The sequence below is a fragment of the Ruegeria sp. E1 genome (assembly GCF_056534225.1).
Genome location: NZ_JBQFPE010000006.1, coordinates 204,927 through 218,710, shown reverse-complemented (window position 1 = coordinate 218,710; position 13,784 = coordinate 204,927). Strand labels below are relative to the sequence as shown.

The window sequence follows — 13,784 nt, the reverse complement described above, 5'->3', positions numbered from 1 at the left end:
TCGTTGAGGTCGCCTGATCGGCCTGCCATAGCTTGCGTATGAAACTCGCAATCAATGGATTCGGTCGCATTGGCCGCACGATTCTAAGACAGGTTCTGGCGCTGCCTCAGGACAGCGATATCGAACTGGTGCTGATCAACGATATCGCACCGCTGGACACCTGCGCCTATCTGTTCAAATACGACAGCACGTTCGGCCCCTACGCCGGAGAGGTTGCGGGCCGAAACGATATGCTGGTTGTCGACGGGCGCGAGATTGCGATGACCCACAGCGCCGATCTGGCAAATGTCGATCTTAGCGGCGTTGACGTTCTGCTGGATTGCACCGGCATCGCCCGAACCTCTGACGTCGCGCGGCGCGGGTTAAGTGCCGGGGCCGGAAAGGTTCTGATCTCTGGCCCTTCGCCCGCCGCCGAAGTAACCGTGGTTCTGGGTGCAAACGAAGGCGATCTTGGCGCTGCGCGTATCGTGTCCAACGCCTCCTGCACCACAAACGGGCTTGCTCCACTGGTCAAGGTTCTGGACGAGATCGGCGGTATTGCGGCGGGTCACATGACGACGATCCACTGCTACACCAACAGCCAGCCCATGGTCGACGCGCCGCGCGGCGATCTGGCCCGGTCCCGCGCCGGGGCCATGTCGATGGTGCCTACAACCTCGAGCGCAACGCATCTGATCGATGTGGTTCTGCCGTATCTTGCAGGGCGCATTTCGGGCGCGGCGGTGCGGGTGCCTACGGCCAGTGTCTCGGCAGTTGATCTGATGGTCACGCTGGATCGGGCGATGGATGCTCAGCAGTTCGATACCGCTTTTCGGCAGGCCATCGATGCCTCGCCTGTTCTTGGTTGGACCGATATGCCGCTGGTCTCATCCGACCTGCGTGCCCGCCCCGAGTCGCTGATCATCGCTGGCCCGGAAACCCGCGTGGTCGGCGACCACCAGGTGCGCGTCTTTGGCTGGTACGACAATGAATGGGGATTTTCCGCACGTATGCTGGATGTCGCCAGGCTCATGACGAACAAGGGTTGAACCCGCAGCACCGTCGGGCGCTGCGGGGAATGATTTATTCGCCTGGCAAACTGCCCGAGCCATGCCCTGCCATGCCGCCCGAGACCTCTTCGGTCGATTCCGCCGCCAGTTCTTCAGGCAGGACCAGGTTCAGAACAATTGCGATCAGCGCAGCGGGAAGCAATCCGCTGGTCATCAGGATGCGCAACGTATCCGGCAGGTGCTGAACCGCGCCGGGTTCCAGTTGCAGCCCCAACCCGATGGACAGCGAGATTGCAAAGATCACCATATTGCGGCGGTTCCAGTTCACGTCCGACAGCATCGAGATACCGGCGGCCACAACCATGCCGAACATCACGATCACACCACCGCCCAGCACTTCGATGGGAATGGTGCGGATGATCGCGCCCACCTTCGGCACCAGCCCGCACAGGATCAGGAACAGCGCACCACAGGTCACCACATGACGGCTCATCACGCCGGTCATGGCGATCAGACCGACATTCTGGCTGAACGACGTGTTCGGAAACCCGCCAAAGAGACCTGCGACGGCGGTGCCTACACCGTCGGCATAGGTCGCGCCTGCGATCTCTTTATCCGTCGCCTCGCGCCCCGCGCCGCCCTTGGTGATGCCTGAAACGTCGCCCACGGTCTCAACCGCCGACACAAAGGACATGAGGCAAAAGCCGATGATCGCAGCCGCCGAGAATTCAAACCCGTATTTGAATGGAACGGGCAGCGCAAAGGCTGCGGCGCGGTTCCAACTGGTGCCAATCGCCTCGAACGTGACCATCCCGATCATCAGCGCATAGACATAGCCCACTGCCAGCCCGACCAGAACGGCGGAAACCGACAGCATACCGCGTGTGAAGAATTTCAGCCCCAGCGTCACAACCACCACAACCAGCGCGGCGGACCAGTTCAGAAGCGAGCCATATTCGGGCGTCCCGATGGCCGGTACCCCTCCGGCGGCATATTGAATGCCGACCTTGACCAGCGCCAGACCGATCATCGTCACAACAAGACCAGTCACCAAAGGCGGCAGGGCAAAGCGGATTTTTCCGATGAAGAGGCCGAGACATGCGTGAAACAACCCGCCCACAAGCACACCGCAGAATAGCGCGCCCAGTGCATCCACCCCCTTACCTGCAACCAGCGGGATCATGATCGGCAGGAACGCAAAGCTGGTGCCCTGCACAATCGGCAGCGCCGCCCCGACAGGGCCGATTGTCACCGTCTGTAGCAACGTCGCCAGTCCCGCAAACAGCATAGACATCTGGATCAGATACAAAAGCTGCGGAAAATCGGGTGAGTTCGACCCGAACCCAAACCCGGCAGCACCAGCAACGATGATCGCAGGCGTCACATTCGACACGAACATCGCAAGCACATGCTGAATGCCCAACGGTATCGCCTTGTGCAAGGCAGGAGTGTAGTTCGGATCCCGAAGCTGTTCGGGCGTCCCTATCGAAGTTTCAGCCATGATCTCAGTGTCCTCCGTAAGATCTGATGGGGGTCTTACCGCTTCTCCGGCGGCTTCGGTTTTACGGTTCGACCACCTCGTAGGGTGCGTCAAACCAGTATTCCTCAAGATTGGAGCCGTCGCCGATGCGGTCGATCACGGCAAACAGGCCGGGGCCGTGCAAAGGGGTCAAAACGCCGTGCCACATGCCGCGATGGTAGTTCACCATCTGCCCCGGTTGCGCGACGAAAGCGCGAGGCTGACCGGGCTTGTCGCCCTCATCCGGTGCGACAACAACCAGAAAGGGTTGATGGGTCATCGGGATAAAAGCCTGACTGCCATCGGGATGCCGCTCGACCATGTCCAGCGTGTATGGCAGGGATCGCGGATTGGCGTTGAAGACGCTGATCCCGGCGCGGCCATCGGAAAAATCAAGCGCCGCGCGGTCATGAAACCGACCACATTGCCCCTGATTGATGATCTTGTCTGGATCACCGGAGGCATCGATCAGATCACCGAATGGCGCGAACACCTCAGCCGAGATCGGTTCGATCACGATCTTACGGCTCATGACGGCAATATGTCCCGCAGGCGGAATTCAGCGATGCGTTCAACCTGGCGGCACGCCTCGGCAAATTCCGTTTCGCGATCATGGCCGATGCGACGCTGGAATGCGCTCAGGATCGAGGCTTTGTCATGATCCCGCACCGCGATGATAAACGGAAATCCAAACTTTTCAGTATATTGCGCGTTCAAATCGGTGAACGTTGCGCGTTCCTCATCCGTCAACGCATCCAGCCCGGCCGAGGCCTGCTCGGACGTGCTTTCTTGCGTCAATCGCTTGGCCTGCGCCAGCTTGCCAGCCAGATCCGGGTGTGCGGTCAGAACGCCCAAACGTTCCTCGTCACTGGCCGACCGGAACATGCGGGTGAGCGCGTTGTGCAACCCTCCGGCAGTGTCATGGGCCGGGCCAAGCTCCAGATCATAGGCACGCTCGGCTATCCAGGCCGAATGCTCGAAGATACCGCCATAGGTCGCGACGAATTCCGATTGATCCATTTCGGACGGCTTCGGTGCTGCGTGTGGCGGATGACGTTCGGCCCAGTGCTGCGCGATCTGTTGCCGTGTCGCGAACCAGACATCGGAAAACCCGCTTGCGTAGTCCAGAAACCGTTTCAGCGCCACCACCCGTCCGGGGCGTCCGATCAGGCGGCAATGCAACCCGATCGACAGCATCTTGGGCGCGCCTGCTTCACCTTCTTCATAAAGTGCATCGAAACTGTCCTTGAGATAGGCAAAGAACTGATCGCCCGAGTTGAACCCCTGCGGCGTAGCAAACCGCATATCGTTGCAATCCAGCGTATAAGGCACGATCAACTGATCCCGCCCGTCCAGCCGCACCCAATAGGGCAGATCGTCGGCATAGGTGTCGGCCACATAGTCAAAGCCGCCCTCTTCCGCCACCAAACGCACGGTGTTCTCGGAACAGCGCCCGGTGTACCAGCCATAGGGGCGTTCACCGACAACCTCGGTGTGCAGGCGGATTGCCTCGGCAATCTGCGCGCGTTCTTCGTCTTCGGCCATGTCCTTGTGTTCGACCCATTTCAGACCGTGGCTGGCGATTTCCCACCCGGCAGATTTCATTGCCGCCACCTGATCCGGCGACCGCGCCAACGCGCTGGCGACGCCATAGACGGTGATCGGCAGGCCCTGCATCAATCGATGCAAGCGCCAGAACCCGGCGCGCGCGCCGTATTCATAGATCGATTCCATGTTCCAATGGCGCTGCCCAGGCCATTGCGCCGCGCCCACAATCTCGGACAGAAACGCCTCGGATGCGGCATCCCCATGAAGGGTGCAGTTTTCGCCGCCCTCTTCATAGTTCAGCACGATTTGTACGGCCAGCTTCGCACCACCCGGCCATTGCGCGTTCGGAGGGTTCGCTCCGTATCCGATCATGTCGCGGGGATAACGAGGGGGCTGCATGGTGTTTTCCGATTTTGTTTTTGATCTTCACATTAGCTTTATCGCAGAAATCGGGGCAGGATTATCAAATCAATCCGAACGCTGTTTCCATTTCTTTCGGCATTTCCATGGTTTTGGGATTCGCCGCACACTGTGACAAACCCAACAAGACACCCAAAGGAGACCCCACGTGGCAGGCTATCTAACGACCCATGTTCTGGACACTGCACGAGGGTGCCCTGCCGAAGGGCTGAAAATCGTGCTCTACCGTGTGTCCGAAGACGCGCGCCACAAGCTTGCCGAGACAGAGACCAATTCGGACGGGCGGACCAACAGCCCGATCCTGCCGCAAGACGATTTTGAAACGGGAACTTATGAGTTGGTTTTCTTTGCCGGAGATTACCTGCGCGCAACCGATCAGTCGGCCGAGGATCCTATGTTTCTGGATCAGGTGCCGATCCGGTTCGGCATGTCAGACCCGCAGGCCCACTACCACGTGCCGCTTTTGCTGTCGCCCTTCGGCTATTCCACCTATCGCGGCAGCTGAGGTTTCAAGCCTCGGACTGGCGCACCACTTTGCCGATCCGGTCAATCATGAAATCCATGAACAGCCGCGCCTTGGGGTCTTGGTGCCTGCGATGCGTATAAAGGCAAGCCATTTGAACCGGGGTTGGCGGCGTATCCTGCGCCACTGCGATTAGTCGCCCCGCTTTCAGGTGGTCGGCGACTTCGAACACGGGCTTCATGGCGATACCCTGACCGGACAGCGCCCAATCTGTCAGCACATCTCCGTCATCGCACTCAAACCGCCCGGTCACGGCAAACCGTTTGGCACCGTCGGGCGTGTCCAGCAGCCACTGGAACTCGGTCGCACCGGGATAGCGAAGGTTCAGGCACTCGTGCTTGTCCGCAATCAGATCGCTGCCTGATTGCGGCATACCGCGACGCTTCACGTAGTCTGGCGCGGCGCACAGAATCCGCTGACAATCCGCGATCTTGCGAATGCGCAAGGTGCTGTCCTCGGGCTGACCGATGAAGAACGCCAGATCAAGGCCCTCGGTCGTCAGATCGACCGATCGATCCGTCAGCCGCAACCGAACGTCGATCTCAGGATATTCCGCTAGAAAATCAGGCACATGTGGTGCAAGCAACCGACGCCCAACCCCAAGCGGAGCTGCCACGAACAACGATCCGCGCGGGGCTTCGGTCAGGTGCGTGACCTGCGCCTCTGCTTCGTCCACCGCATCCAGAACGGCAACCGCACCGGGATAGAAGGCTCGGCCCTGCTCGGTCGGGGTCAGATTGCGCGTGGTGCGCTGAAACAACCTGACGCCCAGATGATCCTCGATCTGTGAAATCCGGGCCGAAGTAACCGCCGGAGAAATCCTTAGATCACGCCCCGCAGCAGACATGCTGCCCAGATCGTAAACCCTGACGAAGGTGCGAATGTTGTCGAGATAGGACATCTTATCGTTTTTTTTGATACAGTTTGGCAATATACGGGAATACCGAATAAAAGCGCGTTTGCCTAGTCTGGGGCGACGCTATCGGAGACCTTTCTCATGTACGACTTCGCCGTGTTCTGGGACTGGATGGCCTTTGCCGTGCGCTGGCTGCACGTCATCACCGCCATCGCCTGGATCGGATCTTCTTTCTATTTCATCGCGCTGGACTTAGGCCTGAACCGCGACATCCCCGGCCCTGCGGATGGCGAAGAATGGCAGGTGCATGGCGGCGGCTTTTATCACATCCAGAAATATCTGGTCGCGCCCGAACGGATGCCTGACCATCTGGTGTGGTTCAAATGGGAAAGCTACGCCACCTGGCTCAGCGGGGCCGGGTTGCTGATGATCGTCTATTGGGTGGGAGGTGAGCTATACCTGATCGATGCCGAAAAGGCTGATCTGGCCCTATGGCAAGGCATTCTGATCTCGGCCGCGTCATTGACAATTGGCTGGCTTATCTATGACTACCTGTGCAAATCCGGTCTGGGCGAGCGTCCAACCCTGCTGATGGTGCTGCTGTTTGTGCTGCTGGTGGTCATGGGCTGGGGGTATAGTCAGGTGTTCACCGGGCGCGCGATGATGCTGCATCTGGGGGCGTTCACGGCCACGATCATGACGGCGAATGTGTTCTTCATCATCATGCCGAACCAGCGCATAGTGGTAGATGATCTCAAGAATGGGCGCACGCCGGACCCGAAATACGGCAAAATCGCCAAGCTGCGATCAACCCATAACAATTATCTGACGCTGCCGGTCGTGTTCCTGATGCTGTCGAACCACTATCCGCTGGCCTTCGCGACGGAATACAACTGGATCATCGCCGCGCTTGTGTTCCTGATGGGTGTCACGATCCGGCACTATTTCAACACTCGCCATGCCCGTGCAGGCAACCCGACATGGACCTGGCTCGTGACTGCGCTGCTGTTCATTGCCATCATGTGGCTGTCGACCGCGCCGATGTACAAACCAGTCGAAGAGGCCGAGGCGCAGCCGCTTACGCCCTATGAACAACGCTTTGCCGCCGCCGACGGGTTCGAACAGGCCCATGACATCGTGCTTGGCCGCTGTTCCATGTGCCACGCGCGCGAACCGGTGTGGGAGGGCATCCTGTGGGCACCAAAGGGCGTTTTGCTGGAAACCGAAGCCGATATCGCCCGCAATGCGCAACAGATATACCTGCAGGCAGGCGTAACCCACGCAATGCCGCCTGCAAACGTAACCTACATGGAACCCGAAGATCGCGATGCGATCATCCGCTGGTTCCGCAATGCCGGTCTCTGACTGGCCAAACCCCGGTCGTCCGACGCATTTCCAGCGTGACCTGACATAAAACCTTTCCCTGATTGCACTCAGATGCTCTAAGATACATTCAACAGGTCGCATGATCCGAATTTTCGCGGCCATAATGATTTCAGCTTGGGGCAGTTGAGGCAAATGATGACTGGGAGCAGACCGCGACGCGTTCTGAGGTGCTGGCTGTTGAGCGCTCTGACCGCTTTGGCCCCCAACTTCGCTTCCGCCCTTGAAATCAGCCTGTCTGCTCCCGGCGCGTCGAAAGATCTGGTTGATCGCCTCGAAGAGACCTCATCCGTTTTCACCGCCGAATCCCGGGGGCTGGACACCTCGCTGGAAATCCTGTCAGCGGCGCTGTCTGACTATCGCACCATCGTGCAGATCATGTATGACGAAGGGTATTTTGCCCCTGTCGTCAGCATCAAGCTGGATGGGCAAGAAGCAGCCGATATCAACTCGCTTGAAGCCCCGCAGCAATTCAGGCGCGCCGTGATCTCGGTCAAGCCGGGCCCAACCTATACATTTGGTACTGCCATTGTGCAGCCCCTGACACCGGGAACCGAACTGCCCGAGGAATATGCCACCGGCAAACGCGCCACCACCGGCGCGATTCAACAGGCGGCATCGGACGGGGTTCAGGCATGGCGGGATGCAGGCCACGCCAAGGCCGGGGTCGAAGATCAAAAGGTCATCGCCCGCCACGCGCAGGCGCGACTGGATTCCGATATCGAACTGGCCCCCGGACCCCGGCTGACATTCGGCAGGATGTTCATCAAGGGCAACACAAATGTGCAGCACAGGTCCATCGAGAAGATTGCAGGCTTTCCCTCGGGCGAGGTCTATTCGCCTGCGCAGGTGCAAAAAGTCGGCACCCGTCTGCGCCGCACAGGCACCTTCGCCACGGTATCGATCAAAGAGCGCGAGACACCCAACCCGGACGGCACACTGGATTTCGACGCCACATTCGAGGACTTGCCCCCGCGCCGCATCACCTTCGGGGCCGAGATCGCCTCGCGCGATGGGGTGGACCTGACCGCCACCTGGACCCATCGCAACGTCTTCCGGCGCGCGGAACGCCTGCGCTTTGAATTTGCGTTGCGCAATATTGGCGGTGCCGAGGAACTGGATGGCCGGTTCGGCCTGCGTCTGGATCAGCCCGACCGTCTGGGCCCAGACGACAACACATTCTGGAACGCTCTGATCGAGCGACGCAATACCGAGAATTACAACGTCACCATCGCCTCGCTGGCGTATGGTGCCCGCCGTACATTTTCCGACCGGCTCTACGCCGAAGCCTCGGCCGGGTTTCAGTGGTCGAGCGCCGACGATGCCTATGGCTTTGATCGCAGATTCCGGTATTTCATCCTGCCCTTCCGGTCCGAGTGGGACGAACGCGACAGCAAGGTCAGCGCCACGCGCGGGTTCTATCTGGATGCGCAGGCGATGCCCTTTGCCGGGCTATCGGGCACCGACTCGGGTATGCGCCTGTTCTTCGATGGCCGCGCCTATACCAGTCTGGGAACAGGCGGACGGCTGGTGCTGGCTGGTCGGGTGCAGGTCGGTTCGGTCTTTGGCCCGTCTGCCGATGGGGTCACGCCGGATTTCCTGTTTTTCTCAGGCGGTGCAGGCACAGTGCGCGGCCAGCCATTTGAAAGCCTTGGCATTCCGGTCGCCGGCGGCGTGGCGGGCGGCAAATCCTTCCTGGGATTCTCCGGTGAAATTCGAGGCAAGGTGACAGAAGCGATTTCGCTGGTCGGATTCTACGACTATGGCGCGGTCGATTCGTCGGCCTTTGTCGGTACGGATGCCGAGTTTCACTCTGGCGCGGGTATCGGGGTTCGATACGATCTGGGGGGCTTTGGCCCGCTGCGCTTTGATCTGGCCTTGCCTGTTCAGGGCGACACCGGCAGCGGGCTGCAATTCTATCTTGGGATCGGACAAGCCTTTTGATGCGTCGTGTTGCATATCCCCTTTTGCTTGGGTCGGTGGCCTTCACCGCACCGCTGCCTGCGTCGGCACAGGACGAAGACGGCGGCAGCATGATCGAACGGTTCCTGCAGGACACGCTGTCGGGCGACGATCAGAACGTGCGGGTCATCGGGTTGGAAGGCGCGCTGAGTTCCCGCGCCACGATCCGCGAGATCACGGTTGCTGATGACGAAGGCGTCTGGCTGACCATCAAAGGGGCCGAGCTTGACTGGAACCGGCTGGCTTTGCTGCGCGGGCGCTTTTCCGTCAACACCCTGACCGCGCAAGAGATCGACATCGCCCGCGCACCGGGCACCACAACGAAAGAGGCCCCGCCGCCCTCGGCTGAAACAAAGCCCTTTCAACTGCCGGAACTGCCAGTTTCGATCGAGATTGGAGAGCTGCGCATCGACGATCTGTCGCTGGGCGAACCGTTGATCGGCGTGGCTGCGGACCTGACCGTGAATGGCAATCTGTCGCTTGCAGACGGGGCGCTGGACACCACGCTGGACATCGACCGAACAGACCGTGCAGGCGACACGGTGGACCTGATCGCCGGCTTTGAAAACTCCAGCCGCGAGATCAATCTGGACCTGACCGTGGCCGAGGCGTCGGGCGGGTTGATCGCAACCGCCCTGAAAATCCCCGACAGCCCTCCGATAGGGCTGACTGCCAAAGGCGCAGGCCCGGTTACGGATTTCACCGCCGATATCGGGCTCAGCAGCGACGAACAACTTCGCGTGACGGGTCAGGTCCGCCTGCGCTCGGCCCCGACGGCGGCGGCCAGTGCGGATGGCGGCATCGCCTTTACCGCTGATCTGGGCGGCGATCTGACGCCGTTTCTGGCCGAGGATATGGACACGTTCTTTGGCACCGAGACAAAACTGTTCGTGGACGGACGCACCCATTCCGACGGCGCGCTGGATATCTCGAGCATCGAGATCACGTCGCAGGCCCTGAAACTGGAAAGCCAATTGAGCCTTGCGGCTGGCGGTGCCTTGCAACTGGTGGCGGTTCAGGGTCGCATCACCCCGCCCGAGGGCGACAGCGTGGTGCTGCCCGTCAGTGGCGGCGAGACCTCGATCGGTGCGGCACAGCTTTCTGCCTTGTATGACGTTAAGAACGGCAATCTGTGGGATCTCAGCCTGACCGCAGACGACATCAAGGCGGCGCAGCTTGATCTGGGCCGCGCACAGATCATCGGGCAAGGCACACTGGATCAAAGCAACGGTCTGTCGCTGGATGGCGACCTGCAGGCAGCACTTGATGGCATCGACATGTCTGCTCCTGCGCTCAACACCGCCGTGGGGGATCGCATCACACTGGACGGGCAGTTCGCCTATGGCAGCGACAAGGCAGTAGAGCTTTCAGGGTTCGAAGTCGTCGGCAGCGATTATTCGCTTGAGGTTGACGCGGTTATCAGCGGGCTGGAAACCGGCCTGAACATCGACGGATCCGCAGCCCTGCTGGCCGACGATCTATCGCGGTTTTCCGACGTGGCCAAGCTGGATTTGGGCGGAAACGCCTCGATCCGGGTCGAGGGCAGCGGCTCACCTCTGGAACAAAGCTTTGATGGCCGGGTGACGGTCAGCGGGCGCGACCTGTCCACGGGGCGCAACGATATCGATCCGGTCATCGCCGGGGAAACCGACATCGTTCTGGACGCCAAACGCGGCGCGGACGGGATTTCGGTGCGGGAATTCACCATTTCATCGCAGGCCCTGACCGCCGAGGCGAGCGGCGTGGTGACAACCCCCGGCGGCAACCTGACGATAGACGGCCAGGCCAATGTGAATGCCACCGATCTGTCAGTATTTTCGGGCCTTGCCCAACGCGACCTCAGCGGATCACTGCAGGCACAAATGGATGGAACGGGTACGGTACAGACGCTGGAATTCGACGGCACCGCAAATGTCGTGGGTAACAACATCCGGACCGGCATGGCCGAGATTGACCCGCTGCTGACCGGCAAAACCACAATCGATCTGGACGGATCCCGTTCGGGCGATCAGATCGTTATCCGCAAGGCGACCGTGAACGGTGCCGCTTTGTCGGCCGAGGTCGCAGCAACGATCAATGATCCAACCGGCGATGTGTCTGCCGACGGTCAGGCCAAGCTGAACGTGCCCGATCTATCGCTGTTCTCGGGCCTCGCACAGCGCGATCTTGGCGGGTCCATCCGCGCGGATGTCACCGGCAGCGGCGATCTGGCGGACAAGACATTTGACGTTCAGGGCAACGTAACAGCCAACGATATCGCGACCGGGATCGACACTATCGACGCGCTGACGCAAGGGCGTACGACGCTGAACGTTGATGCCGTGAACGATGATCAGGGGCTGAACATCCGCACATTCCGCCTGAACGGGACGGCCCTGACCGCCAGTGCCTCAGGCGCGCTGGACCGGACGCAGGGCGGGCTGGATTTTGAGGCCGCGCTGGACAATCTGGGCCGTATTTCCCCCACGCTCAGCGGCCCGCTAACGCTGAACGGCAACGTCGCGCCGACCGGGTCGGGGTTGGAAGGCAACGTAAGGCTGCAAGGCCCCGACAGCTCTTATGCCGCGCTCGACGGGACCGTGACCACCGATGGTGCCGCCGATCTGGATTTCGAGGCGCGCCTGAACAAGGTCGAACGCTTCGCCCCCGAATTTCCGGGGACAATCTCGGCCAATGGCAAAGCTCGCCGCAATGCCGGTGTCTGGACCATTGATGCCAAGGCCGAAGGCCCGGCACAGATCAACAGCACGGTTGCCGGAACATTCGACGAATCCAGTGGTCAGGCCGATCTGAAAATGCAGGGTGGCGTCAATATCGGGATCGCCAACCGATTTATCTCACCCAATACGATCGAGGGCACCGCAAGCTTCGATCTGGCGCTTAAGGGCCCACCCGCACTGCAATCGCTCAGCGGCACGGTCTCGACATCCGGAACCGCTATGGCCTTGCCCAACATCGGCCAAACCATCACCGGCATCGGCGGCACAATCACCCTTGGACAAAGCCGCGCCACGATTGCGCTTCAGGGCGGAATGCGCGCGGGCGGCGGGTTCACAGTCAACGGTCCGGTTGATCTGGCACCGCCTTTCAACGCCCAGATCACTACATCGATCAACAATCTGGTTCTGACCGACAAGCTGCTGTACGAGACAACGCTGAACGGCCAAATCGTCATGGCCGGCTCACTCGCGGGCAACAGTTCCGTCGCAGGGCAGATCAACTTTGGTGAAACGAACATCAATCTGGCCGCCGCCTCGGGTGCGGTTGGCGCAGCCCCGATCCCGGACATTGAACACGTCAACGAAAGCAACGCCAGCTATGTCACCCGGGAACGCGCGCAGTTGGTGGCCAAGGAAGAAACCACCAAAAGCAACTCGCGCATTGCGCTGGATGTCAGCCTGTTGGCCCCCAAGGCCGTATTCGTGCGCGGGCGCGGTGTGAACGCCGAACTGGGTGGGCGCATCAATATTGGCGGGACCACCGCGTCGATTGTCCCTTCGGGTCAGATCGAGCTGATCCGCGGCAACATCGACATACTTGGCCGCCGTCTGGCGTTGACCAAGGGTCTGGTCTCGCTGCAGGGCGACCTGACGCCTTATATCGAGTTCGAATCCTCAAGCAGCACGTCCGACGGCACTGCGACCATCGAAATCGCCGGTCCGCTGGATTCGCCGCAGGTCGACGTGTTTTCGGACCCCGAACGCCCAACCGAAGAGGCGCTGGCCATGTTGTTGTTCGGCAATCGCTTTTCCGAACTGTCTCCCTTTGTCATCGCCCAGATGGCCGCCTCGCTGGCGCAGCTCAGCGGCGCAGGTGGGGATGCCACCAAAGGCGTACGCGAGGCGACCGGGCTAGACACAATCGACGTTGGTGCCTCGGAAGGCGGAACCGGTCAACTGGGTGCCGGAGCCTATCTGAGCGACAATCTCTATACCGATTTCACCGTCAATACCGAAGGCAACACCGAGGTGAACCTGAACCTTGATGTCACCGACAGCTTCACCGTGCGCGGCACCGTGGATGGGCGCGGTGAAACCGGCGTCGGTATCTTTTTTGAACGTGACTATTAACGCCGGATGCCGATCTGCTGGCCGATCTGAGGCACCGCCTCAAGGTCTTTGTGATCCGCCACCATCCGCGACAATCGCGCGACGGCCCAATCCGGATAGTTAACCGAGCGACCGGTTGCGTGGCTGACATTCATGAACAGCGCCTCTTGTGTCGCGCAGACCATGTCGTCCTGCTCTGAGATCATCTGCGCAAAATAGTGGCCGCGTTTATGGTCGGCATCCAGCAGGCGAAAGCGGAAATAGAACGGCATATCAGCGACAATCTCGCGCAGGAAGCTCTGGCTGGATTGGATAATATAGGGGCCCTGCCCGTCGGCCTGAACCTGCGGCGCGCCCAGCCCCAGATGTTCGACCATCACCATCTCTAACGCGTTGTCGAAGGCAACGCCGTAATAGCCCACGTTCATATGGCCATTGTAATCGATCCACTCTGGATCAACGGTGAACCCCCTGACCTCAACCGGTGCCGGATAGGGGCCGTCATAACCGGCCAAAGGACTGTCGGGCATGTGAT

The 13,784-nt window shown here is 60.3% G+C and carries 10 protein-coding genes; 5 read left to right on the top strand and 5 right to left on the bottom strand.

Annotated features, from left to right (window positions below):
• Nucleotides 1-38 precede the first annotated feature (38 nt).
• Nucleotides 39-1,028, top strand: coding sequence for a type I glyceraldehyde-3-phosphate dehydrogenase (locus ACR0FG_RS09750; protein WP_480892470.1), 990 nt, complete (start codon nt 39-41; stop codon nt 1,026-1,028).
• 34 nt (nt 1,029-1,062) lie between these two features.
• On the opposite strand, the gene ACR0FG_RS09745 is transcribed toward ACR0FG_RS09750, so the two are convergent.
• The 3 genes from ACR0FG_RS09745 to puuE all read right to left on the bottom strand — a co-directional run bounded on the left by ACR0FG_RS09745 (nt 1,063) and on the right by puuE (nt 4,455).
• Nucleotides 1,063-2,490, bottom strand: a complete 1,428-nt coding sequence (locus tag ACR0FG_RS09745; protein WP_480892466.1) for a nucleobase:cation symporter-2 family protein — start codon at nt 2,488-2,490, stop codon at nt 1,063-1,065.
• 61 nt (nt 2,491-2,551) lie between these two features.
• Nucleotides 2,552-3,040, bottom strand: a complete 489-nt coding sequence (locus ACR0FG_RS09740) for an ureidoglycolate lyase (RefSeq protein ID WP_480892463.1) — start codon at nt 3,038-3,040, stop codon at nt 2,552-2,554.
• On the bottom strand, nt 3,037-4,455 hold the full coding sequence (puuE, locus tag ACR0FG_RS09735) for an allantoinase PuuE (RefSeq protein ID WP_480892461.1): 1,419 nt from the start codon (nt 4,453-4,455) through the stop codon (nt 3,037-3,039). The genes ACR0FG_RS09740 and puuE overlap by 4 nt, the downstream gene beginning before the upstream one ends.
• A gap of 169 nt (nt 4,456-4,624) precedes the next feature.
• On the opposite strand from puuE, the gene uraH reads away from it, so the two are divergent.
• Complete coding sequence (uraH, locus tag ACR0FG_RS09730) at nt 4,625-4,981, top strand: hydroxyisourate hydrolase (protein ID WP_480892458.1); 357 nt, start codon at nt 4,625-4,627, stop codon at nt 4,979-4,981.
• Nucleotides 4,982-4,985: 4 nt separating this feature from the next.
• Here uraH and ACR0FG_RS09725 read toward each other — a convergent pair whose 3' ends face one another.
• Nucleotides 4,986-5,900 (bottom strand): LysR family transcriptional regulator, encoded by a 915-nt coding sequence (locus ACR0FG_RS09725; RefSeq protein ID WP_480892456.1) that lies wholly within the window; start codon nt 5,898-5,900, stop codon nt 4,986-4,988.
• A gap of 96 nt (nt 5,901-5,996) precedes the next feature.
• On the opposite strand from ACR0FG_RS09725, the gene ACR0FG_RS09720 reads away from it, so the two are divergent.
• The 3 genes from ACR0FG_RS09720 to ACR0FG_RS09710 all read left to right on the top strand — a co-directional run bounded on the left by ACR0FG_RS09720 (nt 5,997) and on the right by ACR0FG_RS09710 (nt 13,270).
• Nucleotides 5,997-7,220: a urate hydroxylase PuuD gene (locus tag ACR0FG_RS09720; RefSeq protein WP_480892453.1), complete on the top strand. Its 1,224-nt coding sequence runs from the start codon at nt 5,997-5,999 to the stop codon at nt 7,218-7,220.
• 156 nt (nt 7,221-7,376) lie between these two features.
• Nucleotides 7,377-9,182: an autotransporter assembly complex protein TamA gene (locus ACR0FG_RS09715; RefSeq protein WP_480892451.1), complete on the top strand. Its 1,806-nt coding sequence runs from the start codon at nt 7,377-7,379 to the stop codon at nt 9,180-9,182.
• Nucleotides 9,182-13,270, top strand: coding sequence for a translocation/assembly module TamB domain-containing protein (locus ACR0FG_RS09710; protein WP_480892448.1), 4,089 nt, complete (start codon nt 9,182-9,184; stop codon nt 13,268-13,270). The genes ACR0FG_RS09715 and ACR0FG_RS09710 overlap by 1 nt, the downstream gene beginning before the upstream one ends.
• Here ACR0FG_RS09710 and ACR0FG_RS09705 read toward each other — a convergent pair.
• On the bottom strand, nt 13,267-13,779 hold the full coding sequence (locus ACR0FG_RS09705; RefSeq protein WP_480892445.1) for a thioesterase family protein: 513 nt from the start codon (nt 13,777-13,779) through the stop codon (nt 13,267-13,269). The two genes, ACR0FG_RS09710 and ACR0FG_RS09705, sit on opposite strands and share 4 nt — an antisense overlap.
• Nucleotides 13,780-13,784 lie beyond the last annotated feature (5 nt).